The sequence below is a fragment of the Bradyrhizobium sp. B117 genome (assembly GCF_038969555.1).
Classification (GTDB): domain Bacteria; phylum Pseudomonadota; class Alphaproteobacteria; order Rhizobiales; family Xanthobacteraceae; genus Bradyrhizobium.
The window spans coordinates 9,802,113-9,825,642 of sequence record NZ_CP152414.1 but is presented as its reverse complement, the minus strand read 5'-3'; the positions used below and the strand labels follow the sequence as shown (position 1 = coordinate 9,825,642).

At 64.9% G+C, this 23,530-nt stretch carries 23 protein-coding genes; 7 read left to right on the top strand and 16 right to left on the bottom strand.

From position 1 onward, the window contains the following. The 11 genes from ybeY to murJ form a co-directional block, all read right to left on the bottom strand. On the bottom strand, positions 1–510 hold the full coding sequence (gene ybeY, locus AAFG16_RS46545; protein WP_342736062.1) for an rRNA maturation RNase YbeY: 510 nt from the start codon (positions 508–510) through the stop codon (positions 1–3). 59 nt (positions 511–569) lie between these two features. Next, the gene (locus AAFG16_RS46540; RefSeq protein ID WP_342736060.1) at positions 570–1,562 is read right to left on the bottom strand and encodes a PhoH family protein; all 993 of its coding nucleotides are present in this window, start codon (positions 1,560–1,562) and stop codon (positions 570–572) included. A 64-nt stretch (positions 1,563–1,626) separates the two neighbouring features. Further along, on the bottom strand, positions 1,627–3,021 hold the full coding sequence (gene miaB, locus AAFG16_RS46535) for a tRNA (N6-isopentenyl adenosine(37)-C2)-methylthiotransferase MiaB (RefSeq protein WP_342736058.1): 1,395 nt from the start codon (positions 3,019–3,021) through the stop codon (positions 1,627–1,629). 190 nt (positions 3,022–3,211) lie between these two features. Further along, complete coding sequence (locus AAFG16_RS46530; RefSeq protein WP_283082852.1) at positions 3,212–3,892, bottom strand: HAD family hydrolase; 681 nt, start codon at positions 3,890–3,892, stop codon at positions 3,212–3,214. 204 nt (positions 3,893–4,096) lie between these two features. Then, entirely contained in the window at positions 4,097–4,552 is a 456-nt protein-coding gene (locus tag AAFG16_RS46525) for a Fur family transcriptional regulator (protein ID WP_283082851.1), read from the bottom strand. Positions 4,553–4,590: 38 nt separating this feature from the next. Further along, on the bottom strand, positions 4,591–5,076 hold the full coding sequence (rimI, locus tag AAFG16_RS46520) for a ribosomal protein S18-alanine N-acetyltransferase (protein ID WP_342736055.1): 486 nt from the start codon (positions 5,074–5,076) through the stop codon (positions 4,591–4,593). Continuing rightward, positions 5,073–5,765 (bottom strand): tRNA (adenosine(37)-N6)-threonylcarbamoyltransferase complex dimerization subunit type 1 TsaB, encoded by a 693-nt coding sequence (gene tsaB / locus AAFG16_RS46515; protein WP_342736053.1) that lies wholly within the window; start codon positions 5,763–5,765, stop codon positions 5,073–5,075. The genes rimI and tsaB overlap by 4 nt, the downstream gene beginning before the upstream one ends. A gap of 213 nt (positions 5,766–5,978) precedes the next feature. Continuing rightward, complete coding sequence (locus AAFG16_RS46510) at positions 5,979–6,548, bottom strand: NifU family protein (protein WP_342736051.1); 570 nt, start codon at positions 6,546–6,548, stop codon at positions 5,979–5,981. A gap of 283 nt (positions 6,549–6,831) precedes the next feature. Further along, positions 6,832–7,326, bottom strand: coding sequence for a universal stress protein (locus tag AAFG16_RS46505; RefSeq protein WP_342736049.1), 495 nt, complete (start codon positions 7,324–7,326; stop codon positions 6,832–6,834). Positions 7,327–7,430: 104 nt separating this feature from the next. After that, positions 7,431–8,486: a tryptophan--tRNA ligase gene (gene trpS / locus AAFG16_RS46500; protein ID WP_342736047.1), complete on the bottom strand. Its 1,056-nt coding sequence runs from the start codon at positions 8,484–8,486 to the stop codon at positions 7,431–7,433. Between the two features lie 74 nt (positions 8,487–8,560). After that, positions 8,561–10,111 carry a murein biosynthesis integral membrane protein MurJ gene (murJ, locus tag AAFG16_RS46495; RefSeq protein WP_342736045.1) on the bottom strand — a complete coding sequence of 517 codons (1,551 nt, stop codon included), beginning with the start codon at positions 10,109–10,111 and terminating at the stop codon, positions 8,561–8,563. 124 nt (positions 10,112–10,235) lie between these two features. On the opposite strand from murJ, the gene AAFG16_RS46490 reads away from it, so the two are divergent. Further along, positions 10,236–11,237 carry an adenosine kinase gene (locus AAFG16_RS46490; protein ID WP_342736043.1) on the top strand — a complete coding sequence of 334 codons (1,002 nt, stop codon included), beginning with the start codon at positions 10,236–10,238 and terminating at the stop codon, positions 11,235–11,237. A gap of 240 nt (positions 11,238–11,477) precedes the next feature. Here AAFG16_RS46490 and AAFG16_RS46485 read toward each other — a convergent pair whose 3' ends face one another. After that, on the bottom strand, positions 11,478–12,671 hold the full coding sequence (locus AAFG16_RS46485; RefSeq protein ID WP_342736041.1) for a serine hydrolase domain-containing protein: 1,194 nt from the start codon (positions 12,669–12,671) through the stop codon (positions 11,478–11,480). 346 nt (positions 12,672–13,017) lie between these two features. Here AAFG16_RS46485 and AAFG16_RS46480 point away from each other — a divergent pair, with 346 nt between their 5' ends. After that, positions 13,018–13,338: a hypothetical protein gene (locus tag AAFG16_RS46480; RefSeq protein ID WP_235542283.1), complete on the top strand. Its 321-nt coding sequence runs from the start codon at positions 13,018–13,020 to the stop codon at positions 13,336–13,338. Positions 13,339–13,443: 105 nt separating this feature from the next. After that, positions 13,444–14,937 (top strand): NAD-dependent succinate-semialdehyde dehydrogenase, encoded by a 1,494-nt coding sequence (locus AAFG16_RS46475; protein WP_342736038.1) that lies wholly within the window; start codon positions 13,444–13,446, stop codon positions 14,935–14,937. A gap of 13 nt (positions 14,938–14,950) precedes the next feature. On the opposite strand, the gene AAFG16_RS46470 is transcribed toward AAFG16_RS46475, so the two are convergent. Beyond that, positions 14,951–15,763: an AraC family transcriptional regulator gene (locus AAFG16_RS46470; RefSeq protein WP_342736036.1), complete on the bottom strand. Its 813-nt coding sequence runs from the start codon at positions 15,761–15,763 to the stop codon at positions 14,951–14,953. Between the two features lie 134 nt (positions 15,764–15,897). Between AAFG16_RS46470 and AAFG16_RS46465 the strand changes: the two genes are divergently transcribed. Together AAFG16_RS46465 and AAFG16_RS46460 are read left to right on the top strand one after the other, a co-directional pair. Further along, on the top strand, positions 15,898–16,779 hold the full coding sequence (locus tag AAFG16_RS46465) for an NAD(P)H-binding protein (RefSeq protein ID WP_342736034.1): 882 nt from the start codon (positions 15,898–15,900) through the stop codon (positions 16,777–16,779). A 31-nt stretch (positions 16,780–16,810) separates the two neighbouring features. Continuing rightward, entirely contained in the window at positions 16,811–17,176 is a 366-nt protein-coding gene (locus AAFG16_RS46460; protein WP_342736032.1) for a nuclear transport factor 2 family protein, read from the top strand. A gap of 94 nt (positions 17,177–17,270) precedes the next feature. Here the strand turns inward: AAFG16_RS46460 and AAFG16_RS46455 are convergent, their stop codons facing one another. From AAFG16_RS46455 to AAFG16_RS46445, 3 genes are all read right to left on the bottom strand, one after another. Beyond that, a complete protein-coding gene (locus AAFG16_RS46455; RefSeq protein ID WP_342736030.1) occupies positions 17,271–19,475 on the bottom strand; it encodes a SulP family inorganic anion transporter in 2,205 nt (734 codons plus the stop codon). 389 nt (positions 19,476–19,864) lie between these two features. Further along, a complete protein-coding gene (locus tag AAFG16_RS46450) occupies positions 19,865–20,779 on the bottom strand; it encodes a phosphoribosylaminoimidazolesuccinocarboxamide synthase (protein ID WP_342736028.1) in 915 nt (304 codons plus the stop codon). A gap of 63 nt (positions 20,780–20,842) precedes the next feature. Next, entirely contained in the window at positions 20,843–21,760 is a 918-nt protein-coding gene (locus tag AAFG16_RS46445; protein ID WP_342736026.1) for a pirin family protein, read from the bottom strand. A gap of 64 nt (positions 21,761–21,824) precedes the next feature. On the opposite strand from AAFG16_RS46445, the gene AAFG16_RS46440 reads away from it, so the two are divergent. Next, the gene (locus tag AAFG16_RS46440) at positions 21,825–22,400 is read left to right on the top strand and encodes a GNAT family N-acetyltransferase (protein WP_342736024.1); all 576 of its coding nucleotides are present in this window, start codon (positions 21,825–21,827) and stop codon (positions 22,398–22,400) included. A gap of 61 nt (positions 22,401–22,461) precedes the next feature. Continuing rightward, a complete protein-coding gene (locus AAFG16_RS46435; protein WP_342736022.1) occupies positions 22,462–23,526 on the top strand; it encodes a helix-turn-helix domain-containing protein in 1,065 nt (354 codons plus the stop codon). The last annotated feature ends 4 nt before the right edge of the window (positions 23,527–23,530 follow it).

Below are 23,530 nucleotides of genomic sequence, written 5' to 3'. Positions count from 1 at the left end.
TCAATGCGTCCCCGGGCGCTCGGCATAGGGATCGGGGATGCCGAGGTGCGCCAGGATCTGCGTCTCCAGCGCTTCCATTTCCTCGGCGTCGTCGTCGTTCTCGTGGTCGTAGCCGATCAAATGCAGGAAACCGTGCACTGCGAGATGGCTTAAATGATGGTCGAACGGCTTGTGTTCCTCGTGGGCCTCGCGCCGCATGGTCTCGTAGGCGATCGCGATGTCGCCGAGCATGCGCGGCGCATCGCCTTCCTTCCACTCGCCCTCCGGCTGGAGCGCGGGGAACGACAGCACGTTGGTCGGCTTGTCGATGCCGCGCCAATTGCTGTTGAGGGTGCGGATGCCGGCGTCATCGGTCAGCATCACAGCCACTTCCGCGCCGGCGACGTCTTCATCGACGCTCTCGGCGGCGGCGGCTACCGCGCGCTGGATCACGGCTTCGGAATCGGGTTCGCGCTGCCAGCAATCGGCAACGACGAGGACCTCGGTCATGGGAAGGTTGGGATGGGCCATTGTGTTGTCTGGGACGAAAGGCGCTGTGTCCGCGCCCGCTTGGTCCGGTTGCTATCTCGTCAGGATTGCCCGGCCGGCCGCTGCGGCAAACCTTCGTAGGCGGCGACGATGCGCGCCACGAGCTCGTGGCGGATCACGTCCTCGGCTTTGAAATGAACTTGGGCGATGCCTTCGACGCCGCTCAACAGGCGCGTTGCTTCTGCCAGGCCGGAAGTCTGGCCGTTCGGCAGGTCGATCTGCGAGGGATCGCCGGTCACGATCATGCGGCTGTTCTCGCCGAGACGGGTCAGGAACATCTTCATCTGCATCGATGTGGTGTTCTGCGCCTCGTCCAGGATGATGGCGGCATTGGTCAGCGTGCGGCCGCGCATGAAGGCGAGCGGCGCGATCTCGATCTCGCCGGTCTGCAGCGCGCGCTCGACGATGCGCGCGTCCATGAGGTCGTAGAGCGCGTCGTAGATCGGGCGCAGATACGGATCGACCTTTTCGCGGAGATCGCCGGGCAGGAAGCCGAGCCGCTCGCCGGCTTCCACCGCCGGCCGCGACAGGATGATCTTGTCGACCTCCTTGCGCTCGAACAGCTGTGCGGCATGCGCCACCGCGAGCCAAGTTTTGCCGGTGCCGGCGGGGCCGATGCCGAACACCAGCTCGTGGCGCTTCAGCGCGCGAATGTAGGAATCCTGCGCAGGGGTGCGCGCGCGCACCGGGCGCTTGCGCAGGTTGATGCTGTCGAAGGTCGCCTTGGCCGATTTGGCGTCGAACTCGAACAGCGACCCCTGCGCGATCACGGCGCGGATCGCGCCCTCGACCTCGCCCTGGTCGAGGTCCTGTCCCTTCACGGCTTGTGCGTAGAGCGTCTCCAGCACCCGGCGCGCGGCATCGCAGCCGTCGCGCGTGCCGCCGATGGTGATGTGGTTGCCCTTGGAATCGACGACGACGCCGAGCCGCCGCTCGATCTGCGCGAGGTGCTGGCCATAGGGGCCGACCAGCGCGGATGCGGCGCGGTTGTCGTCGAAGTCGATGACGACCTGGGTCTCGGGCGGAACTTGCATGTCGCGGTCAAATTTGCGGCTGGGAGCGATAGAAGACGAATCCGATGCACTTTTGGGCAAGGGTTCAGGCTCCAGTGGCTTGCGATAAAGCGGGCGCGCGCGCGCTGCGCGGTATGGCGAGCTCGCCGAGGAAACTGTAGCGCTCGAGCCTGTCGATCCTGACAGGCAGGATCTGTCCGATGATGTCGGGCGAGGCCATCACATGGGCGGGCTGGAGGAATGCGGTGCGGCCGACGATCTGGCCGTCCTTGCGCGCCGGACGTTCGAACAGCACGTCGACCGTTGAGCCAATCGCAGCCCTGTTGAAGGCCGCTTGCTGGCTGTCGATCAGTTCCTGGAGCCGCTCCAATCGCTGGTCCATCTCGGCGGGGGACACCGTCTCCTGCATATCCGCGGCCGGCGTTCCCGGCCGGGCGGAGTATTTGAACGAATATGCTGCAGCGTAGCCGATTTGCGTGACAAGCGCGAGAGTGGCGAGAAAATCTTGCTCGCTTTCGCCGGGGAAGCCGACGATAAAATCTGATGAAAAAGCAATGTCTTGGCGTGCGGTACGGAAACGGTCGATGACATCGAGATAATCATCGGCGGTATGTTTCCGGTTCATGGCGGCGAGAATCCGGTCCGAGCCCGACTGTACCGGCAGGTGCACGAACGGCATCAAGGCATCGAGATCGCGATGGGCCGCAATCAAACTGTCATCGACGTCGCGGGGATGGCTGGTCGAATAGCGCAGCCGCGCGATGCCGGGAATCGTCGCCAAATGCTCGAGCAGCCGGCCCAGCGGCCAGGTTTTTCCGTCAGGACCCTCGCCATGATAGGCGTTGACGTTCTGGCCGATCAGCGTGAGCTCGCGCACGCCGTTGTCGGCGAGCCGCTTCACGTCGTCGACGATTTTTGTCACCGGTCGCGAAACTTCCGAGCCTCGCGTGTACGGCACGACGCAGAACGTACAAAACTTGTCGCAGCCTTCCTGCACCGTGACGAAGGCGGAAATGCCGCGTGCGCGGATCGCATCGGGCTTCGGCTGTGCCAGGAAGCCGAACTTGTCCGCGGCCGGAAACTCGGTCTCGATCGCGCGGCCTTCGCTGCCGGCGCGCTTCAAGAGATCCGGCAGGTGATGATAGCTCTGTGGCCCGACCACGACGTCGACGACAGGCGCACGGCGCACGATCTCCTCGCCCTCGGCCTGCGCCACGCAACCCGCAACCGCGATCTGCATTGCGCGACCAGAGCGCGCGGCCTCGTCCTTGACGACGCGTAAGCGCCCGAGCTCGGAATAGACCTTTTCGGAGGCCTTCTCGCGGATGTGGCAGGTGTTGAGGATGACGAGGTCGGCCTCCTCGGCGCTATCAGTCTCGACGAATCCTTCCGGCGCCAGCGTGTCCACCATGCGCTGGGCATCGTAGACGTTCATCTGGCAGCCATATGATTTGATGTGCAGCTTGCGCGGCGGCGTCATGGAACCCGGAATGGAGGTGGAGGACGGCCCTCAGATATAGGCTAGAGGGCCGAAAATCCAGCGAATGGAGCCATTTTCGGCCGTCATTCCGGGGCGATGCGTGGCATCGAACCCGGAATCTCGGGCCAAAACCTCTGGATTCCGGGTTCACGCGCTGGGCGCGTGCCCCGGAATGACACCAGTGGCGAAATCAGCCCGTCAGGGCGTCCGCCTCGACCCGCCGGACCAGCTCCGGCAATTGGTGCATGTCGGCAAAGGTCAGGTCGGCGCCGGCCCGGCGCAGGGTCTCGGCATGGCCGGCGCCGCAATGACTGCCACCGTAAAAGCCGAATACTTTCATTCCGGCCGCCCGTGCGCCGGTAATGCCAGCCAGACTGTCCTCGATGACGACGCAGCGTTCCGGCGGCACGCCCATTTCCTTGGCCGCGAACAGGAACAGGTCCGGTGCGGGCTTGCCGTTCGTCACTTGCGAGGACGAGAAGATGTTCGGCGCGAGGCGCTGATAGAGCCCCGTCCTCCCCAAGCTCACTTGCATGCGCGGATGCGAACCGCTCGAGGCAACGCAGACACGTTGCGTCAGGACGTCGAGCACGTCGTGGATGCCGCGGATCGCTTCGAGGTCGGCTTCGAAGGCGCGAAACAGCTCGTCCTGCAGATCGCCGTGATAGGCTTCGGGCAATTTACGGCCGAGCTCGGCTTCGATCTCGAGATTGGCCTGTTTTGTCGAGCGGCCGAGGAAGCGTTCGGACACCTGTTCCGACGTGATCGGATAGCCGTGGCGGGTGAGCACATCGGCATGCGCGCGACAGGAGATCGCCTCGCTGTCCACGAGCACGCCGTCGCAATCGAAGATGATGAGATCGATGGGCATTCAGTGTGCGGTGAGGTTGAAATGATCTGGCGCGATGCGGGCGGTGCCACCTCTCCCGGAGGGAGAGGTCGGCGCGTAGCGCCGGGTGAGGGGATCAGCTCTCTCAGGGGACCCGAGGCCCCTCACCCGATTTGCTGCGCAAATCGACCTCTCCCCGATGGGGAGAGGTGAAGGAGCGCCGATGCGTGGAATTCGAAAAAGCACTTAAGACGTCGGCTTGTCGTCGTCGAGCGGGACGCAATAGAGCTCAAGCCGGTGGTCGACCAGGCGATAGCCGAGCTTGCGGGCGATCTCCGCCTGCAGCTTCTCGATCTCTTCGGAGGTGAACTCGATCACCTTGCCGTCGCGCAGATTGATGAGGTGGTCGTGATGGCTGTCGCGCATCGTCTCGTAGCGAGCGCGGCCCTCGCGGAAATCGTGGCGTTCGATGATGCCGGCATCCTCGAACAGTTTCACGGTGCGATACACGGTCGAGATCGAGATCTTGTCGTCGACGGCGACACAGCGCCGGTACAATTCCTCGACATCGGGATGATCGGCCGCCTCCGCGAGCACGCGGGCGATGACACGGCGCTGCTCGGTCATGCGCATGCCGGTGGCGGCACAGCGCGCCTCGATGCCGGACGCCTTGGATGCGGAAGAAGGTTTCAGTGCGGTCATGATGTGTCTGCCTGGGGGGGCGCTTTCTGCCATCGATGTTACGACAAGTCACGTCGCATCAGAAGGGCGTTCAATTGTTCCCCGTTGGGCTGCTTATAGTAGCGTTCGCGGCGGCCCACCACCATGAATCCGGCCCCATCGTAGAGCCGCCGCGCCGGCTGGTTATTTTCCTCGACTTCAAGAAATATTGTGCGCACCCCGCGCCCGGCGAGGTGGCCGAGATGGGTCATCAGCAGCGTCCGGGAGAGGCCGCGGCCGCGATGGGCCCGGTCGACCGCAATCGAGAGGATTTCCGCCTCGTCGGCGCCGATCCGCGACACCGCAAAGCCGATCGTCTTGCGGCCGAGGCGCAAGCGATGCACCAGCGTGTTGCGCTCGAACATCATGCTTTCGAATTCGCCTTCGCCCCAGCCGCGCGCAAACGACGCGCCGTGCAGCTGTGCGAGCCGTGCGGCGTCGCGCGCGGAGGCGGGCTCGACGGCGGCCGTGCCGCCGCGCCACCATTCCGACAACCAACTCATCATGAGGTTGCGGCTCGTGCGAGCGGCGGCAATGCGGCCGGCTTTGCATCGGGCGCTTTCAGGTAGAACGGCCGCGCCGGATTCGTCTCGGGATTGGCCGCAGCGCCAAGCCAGGCGACCCAGCCGATGTCGGGCGCGGGCTGCGCGTCCACCGCAACGGGCTGCGCTGCGTCTATAGTCCAGCGCTCGGCGAGGATGTTTGCGGCATTGCCGACCAGATGCGGAGCGCCAAACTGTGAGGCCGCGATGGCCTCGTCGATGGGAGCGACGACCGGCCGCACCAGTTGGCTGCCGTCGCCGGCGACGATCTGGAAATAGACGTGGTCATGCCGCGCATCGATCGCCGAGATCACGGGCACCGTCTCGTTCCGGCTGACGATGGCCGCGGCATAGGCCGACAGCGTCGTCACTCCGACCGCCGGCTTGCCGGCGGCGAGCGCAAGCCCGCGTGCGGCCGAGATGCCGACGCGCAGGCCGGTGAAGCTGCCGGGTCCGGTGGTGACCGCGATGCGGTCGAGTGCGGTGAAGGCAAGGTCAGCCGATTGCATCACCCGCGCGATCAGCGGCATCAGCGCTTCCGCGTGACCGCGCTTCATCGGCAGCGATTCCTGCGCGCGCAGCTCGGCCGTTTCGGTGTCGAGCACGGCCGCGGAGCAAGCGTCGAGCGCAGTATCGATGGCGAGGATCAACATGGGAAAGTGAATGGCGAGTGGCGAATAGCGAACAGTCTAGCGAACCCGGCGCTCATCCGCCATTCGTCAATCACTATTCGTAGCCCCCTGACAGCGCCGCATTTCGTAGCATTTCGTAGGGTGGGCAAAGGCGCTCTTGCGCCGTGCCCACCACCTTTATCTTATGGCAGAGAAGGTGGGCACGCTTCGCTTTGCCCACCCTACGGCACCTGCTTACATCGGCCGGACTTCGACCACGTCGGGCACGAAGTGCTTGAGCAAATTCTGAATGCCGTGCTGGAGCGTCGCGGTCGATGACGGGCAGCCGGAGCAGGCGCCCTTCATGTTGAGATAGACGATACCGTCCTTGAAGCCGCGGAAGGTGATGTCGCCGCCGTCATTGGCGACCGCCGGCCGCACGCGAGTCTCGATCAGGTCCTTGATCATGTCGACCGTCTCGGCATCGGCCTCGTCGAAGAACTCGTCCTCGTCGTCGAGGTCGACATCGCTGGTTACGGTGCCGTCGGCGAGCATCGGCGCGCCGGACATGTAGTGCTCCATGATGGCACCGAGGATCGCGGGCTTGAGCTGCTGCCATTCACCGCTCGCCTTGGTGACGGTGATGAAGTCCGATCCGTAGAACACGCCGGTGACGCCGGGCACCTCGAACAGCTTTTCGGCGAGCGGCGAGCGCGCGGCCGATTCGCGGCTCGAAAATTCCATCGGGCTGCCGTCGACCACGACGCGGCCGGGAATGAATTTCAGCGTGGCGGGATTGGGGGTGGCTTCGGTTTGAATGAACATGGTTTTCTCCAGACGTCGCCGGTTCAAGGCCGGCGCGTACTCCATCCAGTAGCAGATGGCGACGGCGAACGCACGATCAAGGGGCGGGAAGGACGTTTTGCTGTTATATCAGGGGGTTAGGTGCCTCCGTTTCCCTCTCCCCGCCTGCGGGGAGAGGGTTGGGGTGAGGGGGAGTCTCCGCGGGGGCGGTGAAAGTTGGACTCGCGGAGGCTCCCCCTCACCCGCATCCCATCTTCGATGGGATGCGACCTCTCCCCGCAAGCGGGGCGAGGTGAAGAACAAGCTACGACAGCGAATCCACGCTTTGGTCGCTCAGCGCGCCCGAAATGATCGTCACCGGCACCGGGAACGTGCCGAGCTCATGCGCGAGCAGCGCAACCAGCGGCCCGGGGCCCTCCGCGCCGGGACTGGCGGCGAGCACCAGCATGGCGATGTCGGGGTCCTCGTCGATGACAGCGAGCAGCTGTTCCATCGCCGCGCCTTCGCGGATCACCCGCTCCGGCGTGATCGCGGCAATGCCGTTGGCTCGGCCGGCGGCGCGGTCGAGCGCGGCTTCCGCCGCCTCATGCGCCTCCGCGCGCATGATCTCGGCGACTCCCAGCCATTCCTGCGTTTGCTGCTCAGGCTCGATGATGCGCAGCATCACCACGCCGCCACCGGCGCGGATCGCCCAGCGGCTGGCATAGTAGACCGCGCGATCCCATTCGGCGGTGTCATCGACGATGACGAGGCATTTGGGCTTGTGACCCGGCTCGAAACAAAGTCGCTTGGTGGTCATGCATGTCCCGGAATGTGCACGACCGGCATGCTGCCACACTCCCGCAAAATTGGGGAGGGGAGAAGCGGCCGGCGCCGTGACGCCGGCCGGGTTTCGCTAAGCCATCATCCGCGCCGGCGGATGAAGCCGACGATGTCCTTCGACTGGTTCATGGTCTCTTCGGCGATGGCGCGGGCGCGATCGGAACCGTCGTTGAGGATGGTGTCGATATGGCCGGGGTCGGCGACGAGGCGCTTCATCTCGCCGGCGATCGGCGCGAGCTTGGTCACGCACAGCTCCGCCAGCGCGTTCTTGAAGCTGGAGAACTGGCCGCCGCCGAAATCCCTGAGCACGTCGGCCTTGGGGCGGCCGGAGAGCGCGGCGAAGATGCCGACCAGATTGTCGGCCTCGGGGCGCGCTTCCAGGCCCTTCTCCTCGGTCGGCAGCGGCTCCGGATCGGTCTTCGCCTTGCGAATCTTCTGCGCGATCGTGTCGGCATCGTCGGTCAGATTGATGCGCGAATTGTCGGATGCATCCGACTTCGACATCTTCTTGGTGCCGTCGCGCAAGCTCATCACGCGCGTCGCCGGGCCCGTGATCAAGGGTTCCGGCAGTGGGAAGAACAGGCCGTCATCGGCGCCCTGGGCGCGAATGGAATCGCCGAAATCGTTGTTGAACTTCTGCGCGATGTCGCGCGAGAGCTCGAGGTGCTGCTTCTGGTCCTCGCCGACCGGAACGTGGGTGGCGCGGTAGAGCAGGATGTCGGCGGCCATCAGCACGGGATAATCGAACAGACCCACCGAGGCGTTCTCGCGGTCCTTGCCCGCCTTCTCCTTGAACTGGGTCATGCGGCCGAGCCAGCCCATGCGGGCGACGCAGTTGAAGATCCAGGCGAGCTCGGCATGGCCCGAGACCTGGCTCTGGTTGAATACGATGTGCTTCTTGGGATCGATGCCGCTGGCGATGAACGCCGCGGTCACCTCGCGGGTGTTGCGCGCGAGTTCGGCCGGTCCGCCCCAGACGTCCACGCCTTGCGTGATCGCGTGCATGTCGACGACGCAATAGATGCAGTTGTGGGTTTCCTGCATCTTCACGAAGTTGACAATCGCGCCGAGATAATTGCCGAGATGCAGATTGCCGGTCGGCTGGACGCCCGAAAAGACCCGTTCAACGAATGGCATGGTAAGCCTTCCCATAGGTATTCGGCCGTCGTTTCCAACAGCGGCGCTGCCCCGTCAAGGGTAATTCGCTTGCCTCAGGCGCGCTGGTCCTGCGGGGCGGGCCGCTTCAAGGCACTGGCCGCCTCGCGCCAGGACGCGGCGCCGAGGATTTGCAGCAGCAGACCGTAGACGGCGATCCCGGCGCCGATCTGCACGCCCAGCACGATGAAGCGGATCAGGCCGTGCGCCTCGGCCGGGATGAGATCCGCGGTCAGCCAGAGCAGAGCGCCCATGGTGGCCGCGGCGAGCACGATCCGCGGCAGCCGCTTTCGCGCGGCTACATCGACCGAGAAGCCGAATTCGCCGGTGCCCTTCCGGAGCAGCGAAAGCGCGCTGCTCCAGGCGCCGGCCGCGATGCTCGCGGCGATCCCGCTCGCGCCGAAGAAATGGCCGAGCAGGACGGCGAGGGCGACCGCCACGACGAAGCCTTTGGCCGTTGCGAGCAGCGGAGTCATCGTGTCGCTGCGGGCATAAAAGGCCGGCGACAGCGCCTTGATCAGCACATGGGCCGGCAGGCCCAGCGCCAGCCACATCAGTGCATGCGCGGTGGCGACGCTGTCCTCGGCGCCGAAGGCGCCATGCTCGAACAGCAGCCGCACGATCGGCTCGGCCAGCACGATCAGGCCGAGAGTGGCGGGCAGTGCGAGTCCCGTGGCAAGCTCCAGCGCGCGCGATTCCGCATGCCCCACGGCGTCGCGGTCGCCGCTCCCGACCGCGCGCGTCAGCTCCGGCACCAGCACGGTGCCCATGGCGACGCCGACGATGCCGAGCGGCAGCTCGATCAGGCGGTTGGCGAAATAGAGCCAGGAGACCGCAGAAGGTGTCGCGGAGGCGATGATGGCACCCGCGACCATCAGCCATTGCGGCCCCGAGCTTGCGATCATGCCGGGGATCGCCTTGGCGAAAAAGCCGCGCATCTCCTGGTCGAAGCTGACGCGCAGCGGTGTCGCGAGGTTTGCACTTCGCTGCGACAGCAGCATCAGCAATTGCAGCAGGCCTGCGACGCCGACCGTGGCCGCCAGCATCCACGCGGCGAAAGCTGCGTCGGCATGCCAGACCAGCAGTGCTACGATCGCGGCGATCAGCGCGATGTTGAACAGCAGCGGCGAGAACGCCGTCAGCGCAAAGCGTCCCTGCGCGTTCAAGAGTCCCATCAGCACCGTGACGGGGCCGGCGAAGGCGAGATAAGGCAGCATCAGCCGCGCGTTCTGGACCGCGAGATCGAGCGTCCCGCTGCCGAGGAATCCCGGCGCGATGATCGTGATGATCAGCGGCATCACCAGCGCAATGACGACCGGGAGCGCGATCAGGGCCACGCTGACCGTGCCGAGCACGTGGCCTGCGAAGACGGAGGCGGCCGCCTCGCCGTCGCGCTCACGAACGCGCAGCCAGGCCGGGATCAGGGCCGCATTCAGCGCGCCTTCGCTGAGGAGCCGCCGCACCACGTTGACGAGCTGGAACGCGGCCAGGAACGCATCCGCCACCGCGCCGGTGCCGAGCAGCGCCGCGATCAGGGAATCGCGGGCAAAGCCCAGAAGCCGCGAGGCCAGTGTTCCCGTCGAAACGGTCAGGAAGGAGCGGATCATCGGCTGTTATAATACCGTTGCTTGCCCGTGCAGGCCCGGTCGTGATAGGCCGCGAGCCGGATTTCAGGCCGACAGGAAGCGGATTTTGCCGGTAATCGCAATCCGCCAAACAGGATCAAGGTGAATGGCTGACGTGAAATATGACGTTCTCGGCATCGGCAACGCGCTGTTCGACGTGCTGGTCCGGACCGATGAGGCCTTTCTGGCCAAGCATGCGATGACCAAGGGCAGCATGTCCCTGATCGACGAGGCGCGTGCTGCCGCGATCTACGCAGACATGGGCCCGGCCACCGAAGTCTCGGGAGGATCTGCCGCCAACACCATCGTCGGCATCGGCAGCCTCGGCGCCCGCGCCGCCTATGTCGGCAAGGTCAAGGACGACCAGATCGGCAAGCTCTATGTCCACGACATCCGCGCCGCCGGCGTCGCCTTCAACACGCCGCCCGCGAAGGACGGCCCCGCCACTGGCTGCTCCTACATTTTGGTGACCGGTGACGGCGAGCGCACCATGAACACCTATCTCGGCGCGGCGCAGGACCTCTCGCCCGCCGACATCGACCCGGCCGAGATCGCCGCGGCCGGCATCGTCTATCTCGAGGGTTATCTCTGGGACCCCAAGAACGCCAAGGACGCTTTCGTCAAGGCGGCCGGCATCGCCCATGAGGCCAAGCGCAAGGTGGCGCTGACACTCTCGGATTCCTTTTGCGTCGACCGCTATCGCGACGAGTTTCTGGGATTGATGCGGGGCGGCACCGTCGACATCGTGTTCGCAAACGAGTCCGAGCTGCATTCGCTCTACATGACCTCGGATTTCGACACCGCGCTGAAGCAGCTGCGCAACGACGTCAAGCTCGGCGTCGTCACCCGCAGCGAGAAGGGCTGCGTGGTGGTGACACCGACGGACGCGGTCGCAGCTCCCGCCTCGCCGATCAAGCAGCTGGTGGACACCACCGGCGCCGGCGATCTCTTCGCCGCGGGCTTCCTCTACGGCCTCGCGCGCGATCTGTCCCACAAGCAGTGCGGCGAGCTCGGCGCGCTCGCGGCCGCCGAAGTGATCCAGCACATCGGTGCCCGCCCGGAGGTGTCGCTGAAGCAGCTCGCCCAGCAGCGCGGGCTGACGGTCTAGGCCTCCGCTCCCTCCCCGTCATTGCGAGGAGCGTAGCGACGAAGCAATCCAGGCTGTCTCCGCGGAGGGATTCTGGATTGCTTCGCTGCGCTCGCAATGACGCTGTGGGTGCAGTCGCGCGCCTCACACTCAGTCGTCATGCCCGGGCTTGTCCCGGGCATCCACGTTCTTCGTACCGCGAGGAGAGACGTGGATGGCCGGGACAAGCCCGGCCATGGCGCGTGGTGAGAGCTGCGCCCCTCACGCCGCCTTCTTTCCGCTGCCCGCATCGAGCCCGGCATACACGCCGCGCTCGAAGCCCGCGAACGCCTCCAGGCATTTTCCATCCGCGAACGGCAAGAGCTGCATCAGGATCACGCCGGTGATGTCGCGTGCAGGGTCGATCCAGTAATAGGTGTTGGCGAGGCCCGCCCAGGCGAGGCTGCCGGCGCTGCGGCCTTCAGCTGTCCTGGCGGTGTTGATCATGAAGCTGAGGCCCCATTTCTTCACCTGCTCCGGATAGAGATCGACGTCGTTGGTGTAAGGCGGCGCTGCGGTCGTCATCTTGGTCATGTTGAGATCGCCCATTTGGTTCTGCCCCATCATGGCGATCGTCTCGGCCTTCAGCACCTGGTTGCCGTTGCCGCGGCCCTTGTTGAGGATCATTTGGGTGAACTTGATGTAGTCGGCCGCGGTCGAATAGAGGCCGCCGCCGCCCATGTGGAATTCCGGGCTCTGCTCGAGCTCGAACGGCATCGAGGCGAGCTGGCCGTCCTCCCCGCGCGCATGCATGCCGACGAGACGCTTGCGCATGTCGTCGGCGATCTTGAAGCCGGTGTCGCTCATGCCGAGCGGGGCGAACATATTGTCGCGTAGATACGCATCCAACTTCTTGCCGCTGACCGCCTCCACCGCCTTGCCGACGAAGTCGATATTGGTGCCGTATTCCCAGCGCGTGCCGGGGTCGGTCATGACAGGCGTCTTCAGCGCGGCGTTTTGGCAGGTGATGATCCCGGGCGTGCCGGTTTTCTCCATGTAGGTGGCAAACTCGGCGTTCCACATGTCGTAGCAGAAGCCGGCGGTGTGGGTCATGAGCTGGCGCAGCGTGATCGGCCCCTTCGCCGGCCGCAGCTTCGGCTTGCCTGCGTCGTCGAAGCCTTCGAGCACCTGCGGCTTGGCGAGGTCTGGCAACACCTCGCCGATCGGCGCGTCGAGCGCGAGCTTGCCTTGCTCGACCAGTTGCATCGCGCCCGCCGATGTCACCGCCTTCGTCATCGAGGCGATCCAGAACACGCTGTCCTCGGTCATCGCATCGGGCTTCGACAAATCGCGTTTGCCGAACGCGCCGTGATACAGCACGTCGCTGCCGCTGGCGGCGATGGCGACGACGCCCGGGATTTCCTTGGCGTCGCTTGTCTTACGCAGGACCTCGTCGATCTCAGCTTGGTTATGCATACGCGTTTCCTCCGGTTTGATTATTGTTGGAAGCGATCGATTGTCCTCCCTGAGGTCGCGTGCGGCAAGTATCTCAACTTGTGCGCCGGTCGCGATGTCGTGACTTGACGGTGTGCTGTCGCCGCAGGACGACAAGACGGGCTGAGCTGCAACACTCCGTCACAATCCGCGGTGGATAGCCGCAACTCACCGTGACCTTGGATGGGCGTAGGCGATATGTTTTCGGTGTTTGAAGCACTTGAAACATTTTTTGCGTTGCGGCGTTCAGCACATGGCCCGATCGGCGCCTGACGTTAGAACTTGATGCAAATTTGCGGCCGCTCATCGGCCGCGAGGGGGACCTCAGATGATTTCGACCTGGAGCGAATGGAAGCGCTATCCCCGTCACGGACGAGGGGACAATCTGGAGGCGCCGATCTCGCCCGGCATTTACGAGGTCCGGATCGCCGGCACAGGCGCGCTCTATTCGTTCGGTGCGGTCGACAATCTCGCGCAGTCGCTGGCGCTGCTGCCGGTCGGCTCGAAGTCCTGGTTCGGCCGCCGCGACACCTCCGACGTTCCCGATCTCGAATACCGGACGTGCGCGACCTCCTCGAAGGCCGATGCCAAGGCCGCCGCCGAACGCATGATCGGCCGGCGCGAGACCTATATGAGCGGCGCGGCGTAAGGCCGCCCCTAGCTTAGCTCCCATCAGATGTGCGTTGCCGGGCGGTGCATTGCGCAGCGCCCGCCCCTATATTCCCCGCCAATCGATGTCCCGAGGAGCAACGCCATGACCCCGACCGCCGCCGCACGCGCCCAGCAATCTGCCGCCGCCCTGCGCGACCGGTTGAAGGACCCCTCGCTGCTGAAGGAAGCCTGCTACATCGACGGCGCCTGGGTCGGCACGCCGGTCTTCGCCGTCAACAATCCTGCGACTGGCTTCGAGATCGCCAAGGTCCCGCAGCTCGGTGCGGACGAGACGACCAAGGCGGTCGAGGCCGCTGCGCGCGCGTTTCCGGCCTGGGCCAAGCACACCGCAAAACAGCGCTCCAATATCCTGCGCAAATGGTTCGAGCTGATCATCGCCAACCGCGAGGACCTCGCGCTGATCCTCACCTCCGAGCAGGGCAAGCCGCTGTCGGAAGCGCTCGGCGAGGTCGATATCGGCGCCGCCTATATCGAGTTCTTCGCCGAGGAGGCCCGCCGCGTCTATGGCGAGACCATCCCGACGCAGCGCTCCGATGCGCGGCTGCTCGCAATCAAGCAGCCGATCGGCGTCTGCGGCGCCATCACGCCGTGGAATTTCCCGAACTCCATGATCACGCGAAAAGTGTCGCCGGCGCTGGCCGCGGGCTGCACCGTGGTGCTCAAGCCCGCCAATGAGACGCCGCTGTCGGCGCTGGCGCTGGCCGTGCTCGCCGAGAAGGCCGGCATCCCCAAGGGCGTGCTCAACATCATCACCGGTGACGCGCCGCCGATCGGCAAGGTGCTGTGCGAGCATCCGGCGGTGCGTTTCGTCGGCTTCACCGGCTCGACCGCGGTCGGCAAGATCCTCTACCAGCAGGCCTCCGTCGGCGTGAAGCGGCTTGGCCTCGAGCTCGGCGGCAATGCGCCGTTCATCGTGTTCGACGACGCCGACATCGATGCGGCGGTCGAAGGCGCCATCGTCTCGAAATACCGCAATATGGGCCAGACCTGCGTCTGCGCCAATCGGATCTACGCCCAGGACAGGATCTACGACGAGTTCGTGCAAAAGCTCTCGAAGAAGGTCGCGGCGATGAAGATCGGCGACGGCACCGAGAGCGGCGTCACGCAAGGGCCCCTGATCAACATGAAGGCGATCGACAAGGTCGAACGCCACATCGCCGATGCGGTGAAGCGCGGTGCCAAAATCGTCACCGGCGGCAAGCGCAGCGAGCTCGGCCGCTCGTTCTTCGAGCCGACCGTGCTCGCCGACGTCAAGCCGGATTCGCTGGTGTCGCAGGAGGAAACCTTCGGCCCGCTCGCGCCGGTGATCCGCTTCAAGGACGAGGCGGACGTCATCGCGATGTGCAACGCCTCGCCGTTCGGTCTCGCCTCCTACTTCTACTCCCGCGATCTCGGCCGCGTCTGGCGCGTCGCCGAGGCGCTGGAATCAGGCATGGTTGGCGTCAACACCGGTCTGATCACCACGGAAGTCGCGCCCTTTGGCGGCGTCAAGGAAAGCGGTCTTGGCCGCGAAGGCTCGCGTCACGGCATGGAAGAATATGTCGAGATCAAATACGTGATGATGGCGGGGGTCTAAGGCCCCCACTCGGTCAATTCCTGCTTCGACGCAGTTGACTCGGACTGTATCCAAGCTCGTGTCGCATCCATTTGGCCAGATGCGACTGATGGGCAAAGCCCGCTTCGGCGGCGACGTCGCTTAGCTTGCGATCGCCTCGAAGGAGGAGCTGGCGCGCGTGCTCCACCCTCCGTCTCAGGATGTAGCGATGGATGGTGACGTCCATGGCTGCCTTGAACCAGGTGCGCAGATGTGAGCTGCTGACGCCGGCCTCGCGGCTGAGGATGTCGATCGTGAGCGGCCGGTCGAGATTTGCGTCGATATAGGCGAGGACTCTCCGGAGTTGCGCGTTCGAGAGGCGAATGATCTCGCCCGGCGGATCATTGGCAAGGCTGAGCAATTCGACCGCCAGGGCCATGCCGACGTTTTCGGCAAACAGGGGACCGCTTGGCGAGCCCGCTTTCACGTCGCTTTCGAGCGCCTGTCCGAGCAGAATGATGCGGTCATTCCGCAGCATATGATGATGCGTGAGTCGGGCGGATTCCAATTGCCGGCTTCTGGACGCCGCATGGTCCAGCATGCGCGGCGCGAGCCGGATCTGAAGCGATTTGTAGGGCGTTTCGGCCACGAAGCCGCCGAAGGCGCCGGACGGAATCACGTCGATATCGCCGGCCTGGCGCAGAAACGGGTCTCCGGTCTCCAGACAGATTGAGCGCGTCGCAGGGCTCAAGTGGATGATGATCCGGTGATCGCCGATCGGCTCCAGTGCCACGGAATCCGGCTCGGTTCGCGTGGCTGCGGCGGTGCTGCCGGTCGATGTGGGGGCCGAATTCGATCTTGATCGCACGGGCCGGCTCCAAAGTCTTCGGGCGACAAAAGTCTTGGCGGAACGTGATCGATATTTGGCGCATCGTGCGCGATTTTCAACGGCGCCAGCGTCAAACGGCTCATCTGTCGTTTCGTGACAAATGAGGATACCAGATGAGTCATTACGTGATTGTCGGAGCAGGTCCGGTCGGACGCGAAACCGCTCGTCTTCTGGCGGAAGAAGGACACAGCGTCATCCTGACCAGCAGGAATGCCGGCTCGCTCGATGCCGGAGATGTGCGAACAGTTTCGTCGGATGCCACCGACGCCGCGCAGCTCGCCGCCCTCAGCAAGGGTGCCGACGCGATCTTTATGTGCGCCATGGCGGCCTATCATCGATGGCCGACCGACTTTTTTCCGATCATGGACGGAACGGTCAAGGCGGCCGAGCAGGTCGGTGCCAGGCTGCTCGTGGTTGGAAATGTCTATGGCTATGGCGCGGGGGCCACGAGCCCTCTCACGCCGGACCTGGAGCCGGGCCCGACCAGTCGAAAGGGCACGACCCGGCACATCATGTGGCAGCGTGCGCTGCGATCGAGCGTTCCTGCCATCGAGGTCCGCGCAAGCGACTATCTGGGCAAAGGGGCGGTCGCGTATTTCTCGCTGCTGGCGCTGCCGTCGCTGCTCAAGAACGAGCCGGTCTCTTTCCTCGGCGATCCCGACGTGGCGCACGCCTGGTCGTTTACCAAGGACACGGCGAGGACACTGGTCGCAGCGTCGCGTTTCACGGGCGAATGGGGCCGCGCCTTTCATGTGCCGTCGCAGTCCGCGTCCGTGCGCGAGTTGGTGCAAAAATTTGCGGTCGCGCTGAACATCGAAGCTCCAAACTTGCATCGGCTCACCGCAACCGATCTGGAAAGCATCGGTTTCAGCGAGGGAATCGAGATGTCCTATCTGTTCGAAAAGCCGCTCCTGCTCGACGCTGACGATACGGAGAAGCTGCTGGGGGTCACCGCGAGCAGCCTGGACACGATGGTTCGCGACACCCTCTCGTAGGCCGCAGGTACGGTACAAGGAAGGAGACAACATGGGCCAGCAGGTGACAAATCTGGTCCAGGACTACATTGCCGTTTGGAACGAGCGGGATGCCGGGAAACGCCGGCTGCTGATCGACAAGGTCTTCAGCGACGCGTGCGTCTATGTCGATCCGAATGACTCGGTCACTGGAAAGGATGCGATCGAACGCCTGGTGGAAGCCTTGCAGGCGAGAGTCCCGGATCTGCGCTTTACCCTCGCGGGCCATGTCAACGCGCATCACGACCAGGTCTTGTTCGGTTGGACGCTGGCCGCGCCGGGAGCCGCAGCGCCCGCGGCCACCGGCGTCGACATGGCGGTGCTGGATGGTGACCGCATCCGGCAGCTCCACGGTTTCGTAAATCCGCGGGACCAATAGCTCGTAGCCTGGATGGAGCGGAGCGAAATCCAGGGTCTCCGTCGCTTGCGGCGCGATTCCGGATTGCGCTTCGCTCCATCAGCGCTACAGGCCATCACCTACGCAGCACCGCAATCGTTCTGTTCGCGAACGTCAGCCGCTCCGCCATCACTGACACGAAATAGGTCAGCAGCTTGTGGCTGAGTGCGGGGTCTTCGTCCTTGATGGCGTCGAACTGGTGCGTGTTCAGCACGTAGAGCACGCTGTCGACTTCGGCCTGGATCGTCGCGCTGCGCGGGGCGTGCGATACGAGGCCCATCTCGCCGATGGTGGTGTAGCGCCCCAAGCTGCGCACGCGCGTGGTGCGGTCGTCCTCGGCAGGCACCATGATGCCGACGCGGCCGTCGAGGATGAAATGCATGGAATCGGCGGGATCGCCGGCCTGCACGATGACTTCGCCCGCGCTGACCTCGATGCGCTGGCAGCGGTGGATCAGCGCGTCGGCATCGTCCTCGCTCTCTAAAATGCCTGCGAACCAGTCGCGCAGACTGGCCTCTTCCTGCGCCAGCCCCTGATGCTGCGAGATGATCTCGTTCTCGCACCATTCCAGTGCGTGATCGAGCTCGGGAATGATGGTGACGCCCTCGCCGATGAAATCGCTGGAGCGCAGCACCTTCTCGGCCGCGGCCGACAGATGCACCAGGATCAGCTCGACGCCGAGCTCGGCCGCGCTGCGCTTGATCTGGGCAAAGCTGTAGGCGGCCGAGGAGTCGACGCCGGTGACGAGCTTGAAGTCGAACAGCAGATAGCGGCACTCCGGGCGCTCCTGGAGCAGCCGCTTGACGTGCTGGTACAGCCGGTTGGCGGAGCCGAAGAACAAATAGCTCTGCAGGTTGAGGCCCTGGATCTTGCCGCCATGGGCCTGCAGCACCTCCTGGTCGTCGCGCGAGCGATCGAGCGAGGAGCGATATTCCGAGCCATCGAAACTGTACTTGATCGATTCGACCCTTGCGGCGCTGAACGCAAAAGTCGCGCAGCCGATGATGATGCCCGGGACGAAACCCCAGACCACGATGATTGCGATGATGGCGATCAGCGAGAGATATTCCAGCTTCGACAGCCGCTTGCGCGATTCGATGATCCATTTGTGCAGCTGGTCGGCGCCGAGATAGAGCAGCAGGCCGCCGAGCACGAATTTCGGGATGTAGCCCAGCAGCTCCGGCGCGATCGCAAGCATCAGCAGCGACATCGCCGCGACGGTGAGGCCGGACAGGCGTCCGCGGCCGCCGCTCGAGAAGTTGAGCACCGAGCGGCTGACCGAGATGCAGCCGGCATAGCCGCCAAGCACGCCGGTCAGCATGTTGGCAGTGCCGGTGACGTTCAGCTCACGCTCGAGATTGGCCTCGCGATGCACGGCCACCTCGATGCCCGTGGTGTTGAACAGCGTGCTGGACGCGGTGACGAAGATCACGGCGACGAGATTGCCGAGCAGGTCCGGCACGGCGAACCAGGGATAATGGATCAGGCCGTCGACGTGCCAGGGCACCATGAAGGCTGCCTGCGGCGGCGGCTGAAAGGTCCAGCCCAGCGCGCGGGCCTCATTGAGCGAGACGCCCGTGATCCAGAACGCCAGATGCGCGGTGAGCACGCCGCCGACCAGGATGATCGGCAGCCCGAACGGGCTGCGCGAGCGATGCCAGGTCAGGTACAGCACCAGCGCCATGGCGCAGGCGGCGCCAAGCTCCGACAGCGCGATGCCGTTGGCGAGGCGCGTCAAGGTCGCGAGCTGCACGGGATGATCGGTGATGACGCGGATCGCGCCCATCACGATGAGGAGGCCGGTCGCGCCGAGGAAGCCGCCGACCACCGGATATGGCACGTTGCGGATGGCGCGGCCCATCCGCGTCAGGCCCAATCCGCACAGCACCACGCCGGTCAGCACCGTCGACAGGCCGAGCGTGATCAGGACCGGCGAGAGCAGCGGCGCCGCCGGATCGGCCGCCGCCACCCGCTCGACCAGTGAGGCCGCTAGAATGCCGGTCACCGCGGCAGTCGAGCTGTCGGGGGCGGCAATCGCGAAGGGCAGGGAGCTGCCGAGCGCGACGAGGGCCGCGAGCACGGCGGAGCTGATGAAGGTCGCCGCGATTCCGTAAGCCAGATAGGGCGAGAGCGGGCCGGCGAAGATCAGCAGCGAATAGGACAGCCCAAAGGTGACGGTCAGGACGCTGGCGGCGCTTCCACCCAATATATCATTCAGCGCACGCTTGAGAGCCGGCTCGAGCCGCGGAGCCGGAGTGAAGGTAATTGCTGGATCGGTCACGCCCTGCCGCTCGCCCCTGAAGACATTCCGTTTTGAGACGTAGACGAGTACGGGCTTAGCGCAACAGGATTCTTGGAACTATGAAGTATCCGACAGTTTCGCAGCGGTTTGGTGAGGGATTGCGTTCACGGCGTGTGAACGGTCGATCATATGGTGGACGGAAAAACCGAAGCTTTGGGCGGCAGCCGCGCGCTGTGACAGAAAGCGGCTCCACGCCCACCGCTGTCATTCCCCGCGGAAGCGGGGAATCCAGTACGCCGCGGCCTCTCCGTATCTCATCGCCGTCTCTGGAATACTGGATCGCCCGGTCAAGCCGGGCGATGACAGCGAGAGTGTGGCGCGAGCGTGTTCTCCGCGCTCTGACGGCAGAGCGCGCGGCACCAGCCGCGCTAAATCTTCAGCTCTTTCCCTGTCACCCGCCGATACGCTTCCAGATACCGCTTGCTGGTGGCCTCCACCACGCTGGCCGGCAGCGGCGGTGGCGGAGCGTCGCCGTTCCAGCGGCCGGCGCGGCGCTCGACGTCGAGATAGTCGCGCAAGGGTTGCTTGTCGAAGCTCGCCTGCGGCTGGCCGGGCTTGTAGGCATCAACCGCCCAGAACCGCGAGGAATCCGGCGTCATCACCTCGTCGATCAGGATGATGCGGCCGTCCTTGTCGCGGCCGAACTCGAACTTGGTATCCGCGATGATGATGCCCTGCTCGCGCGCCAGCTCCTCGCCGAGCGTGTAGACCGCGCGCGTCATGCTTTCGAGCGTGTAGGCGACCTCGTCGCCGACCACTTCGCGCATCTTCGCGATGGTAATGTTCTCGTCATGGCCGCTCTCGGCCTTGGTCGCCGGGCTGAAGATCGACGGCTCCAGCTTCTCGCTCTCGACGAGACCGGCCTTGAGCTTCTCGCCCGCAAGGGTGCCGCTGGCTGCATATTCCTTCCAGGCCGAGCCGGAGAGATAGCCGCGGATCACGCATTCGATCGGAAACACGGTGGTGCGGCGCGACAGCATGGCGCGGCCGAGGATCTCGGCGCGATGCGGCTTCAAGGCCGGCACGGCCGCGATGATCTCGTCGGTGTCGGCACTGATCATGTGGTGCGGCACCACGCCTTCGAGCTTGCCAAACCAGAACGCGCTCACTTGCGTCAGCACCGCGCCCTTCATCGGGATGGTCTCGCCCATCACGACGTCGAAGGCACTGATGCGGTCCGTGGTGACGAGCAGCAGGCGGTCGTCGTCGACGGCGTAGATATCGCGCACCTTGCCGCGTCCGATCTTGGGGAGCGGCAGGTTGCTGGAGAGCATGGTGGTCATCGGCAAAGCTTTCGCACAGGACATCCGGCCGCGTCTGATGGCGCGGCCGGAAACCGGATTAGCCTATTCCGGCAGCGGAATGAACTCATGTTCCTGCGGAACCGCGGCGAAGCGGCCGGTTTTCCAGTCCTGCTTGGCCTGCTCGATCCGTTCCTTGCTGGAGGAGACGAAATTCCACCAGATGTGGCGCGGGCCCTCCAATGCATCGCCGCCGAGAAACATCATCCGCGTCGCCTTCAGCGCCATCACGGTGATGCGGTCGCCGGGGCGGAAGATCAGCAGCCGCGGCCCCTCATAGCGCTCGTTGGCGATCTCGACCTCGCCGTCGACGATATAGATCGCGCGCTCCTCATGATCGGGGTCGAGCGGCACGGTCGCGCCCGCCACCGCCGTGACCTCGGTATAGAACCAGGGCGACACCATCGTAACAGGGGAGGTGATGCCGAAGGCGGAGCCCGCGATCACGCGCGCGGTGAAATCGCGCTCGGAGATCATCGGCAGATCGCCCGCTGCGTAGTGCTGGAACGAGGGATCGATCTCCTCCGATCCGGCCGGCAGCGCGATCCAGCTTTGCAGGCCCAGCATCTTCTGGCCGGAGGCGCGCTGCGCATCCGGCGTACGCTCGGAATGTGCGATGCCGCGCCCGGCCGTCATCAAATTCATCGCGCCCGGCGAAATTTCCTGGACGTTGCCCTCGCTGTCGCGATGCATGATGGCGCCGTCGAACAGATAGGTGACGGTGGCGAGCCCGATATGCGGATGCGGCCGCACGTCCATGCCCTTGCCGGAGACGAACTGCACCGGGCCGAAATGATCGAAGAAGATGAAGGGCCCGACCATCTGCCGCTTGCCGTGCGGCAGCGCGCGCCGCACCTCGAATCCATCGCCGAGATCGCGGGTGCGCGGCACGATGACGAGATCGAGCGCGTCGCAGGACATGGGATCGCCGAGCACGGGATCGTTCGAGGGTTGCCAGCTCATGGTGGACTCCTGTTCTTTGCTGGTATGATCGTAGCAGAACAATGATGGGAACGGGAGGAGACAGATGATTCCGCCGCTCAAGCCTGGCGCCAGGCTGCTTGAGGTCTCGGGCCCTCAAATCGAGACGGAACGCCTTATCCTGCGGCCATGGCGCGCAAGCGACATCGCGCCCAACGCCACGATGCTGAGCGATCCCGGAACGGCTCGCTTCATCGCCGCCGACGGCAAGCCCGTGACCACCGCAATCGCCGGCTGGCGCAATGCGGCGGTGATATCAGGGCACTGGGCGCTCTACGGCTTCGGCATGTTCGTGGTCGAGGAAAAGTCGACCGGCCATTATGTCGGTCGCGTCGGGCCGTGGTGCCCGCCGGGCTGGCCGGCCTTCGAGGTCGGCTGGGGCATCGCAAGAGAGTTTCGCGGCAAGGGCTATGCGGTGGAGGCGGCGCGCGCGTCGATCGACTGGTCTTTCGACAGCTTTGAGATCGACGAGATCATGCACTGTATCGAAAGCGTGAATGCGCCGTCGCAAGCCGTGGCGCGCAGGCTGGGTGCGCGGAAGGACCGCGAGATCGATCTGTTCGGCAAGCCCGCCGACGCCTGGATCACGACGCGCGCGTCATGGACGGCTTCGCGAAATTGAACCGAGGCGCGATCTCGACTAGAAAGCTTCAGGGATTCCGCTGCCCGACCGGACCAGCTTGATGTCGCTTTCCACCCTTGAGCTTTCCTTGCGCGCCGCGACGGTGGCGCTGCTGCTGGTGCTGGCGGCTTCGCTCTGGCGCGACTTTCGCCATGTCGCGGCCGGACGCCTCACCATCGCGATGGCGCTGGGAACGATCGCGCACGCCGTCACCAACGAGATCGGTTCGACCGCGCCGGTTTCGCTGTGGCATGCGCCGCTGATCGCGCTGTCGACCGGCGATGCCGTGGTGGTGTGGTTGTTCACGCGCGCTCTGCTCGACGATGCGTTCGTGCCGCGTTGGTGGCACGCCCTGATCTGGGCGGCGGTCTCGGCCTACAGTTTTATCAGCTGCCTGTGGATCGCGCCGGCGGTCCACGGCCGGCCGGCCATTATTGCCGTCAATCTGCTCGCGCTCTGCTTCATCGCGCTGGCGCTCGTCCAAACCATCACGTCCTGGTCGGCCGATCTGGTCGAGCGCCGGCGTCACGTTCGGGTCTTCATGGTCGGCGCGGCCGTTCTTTATGGCGGTGTCAATGCACTGTTGGGCATATCGGTCTGGGGCCGCGATACGGCTGCCGTCGCCAATGTTGTGAACGCCGCCGTGCTGACCGGCATCGTCGCCGCGATCTGCTATACGATGATGCGGGTCAACGCTGCCGACTTGTTCCCCGCGCCGAGCACGGCGCCGACTGGCGCAGCTGAGCCGCTCATCGCAGCCGCCGATTCCGGCGCCGATCAAAAACTCATCGACGCGCTGATGCGGCTGATGGCGGATGAGCGGATCTATCGCCACGACAACATCACGATCGGCGCGCTGGCGACGAAACTCTCGATTCCCGAATACCGGCTGCGCCGGCTGATCAACCAGCGCCTCGGCTACCGCAACTTCAATGTGTTCCTGAATAACCACCGCATCGAGGAAGCCAAGGCTGCGCTCGCCGATCCCTCCCAGGCCGAGGTTCCCGTCATCACCATCGCGATGGACGCCGGTTTCCAGTCGCTCGGCCCGTTCAACCGTGCCTTCAAGGCGGTGACGGGTGTGACGCCGACGGAATACCGCCGCCTCAAGGCCGATGCGGCGTGACCTA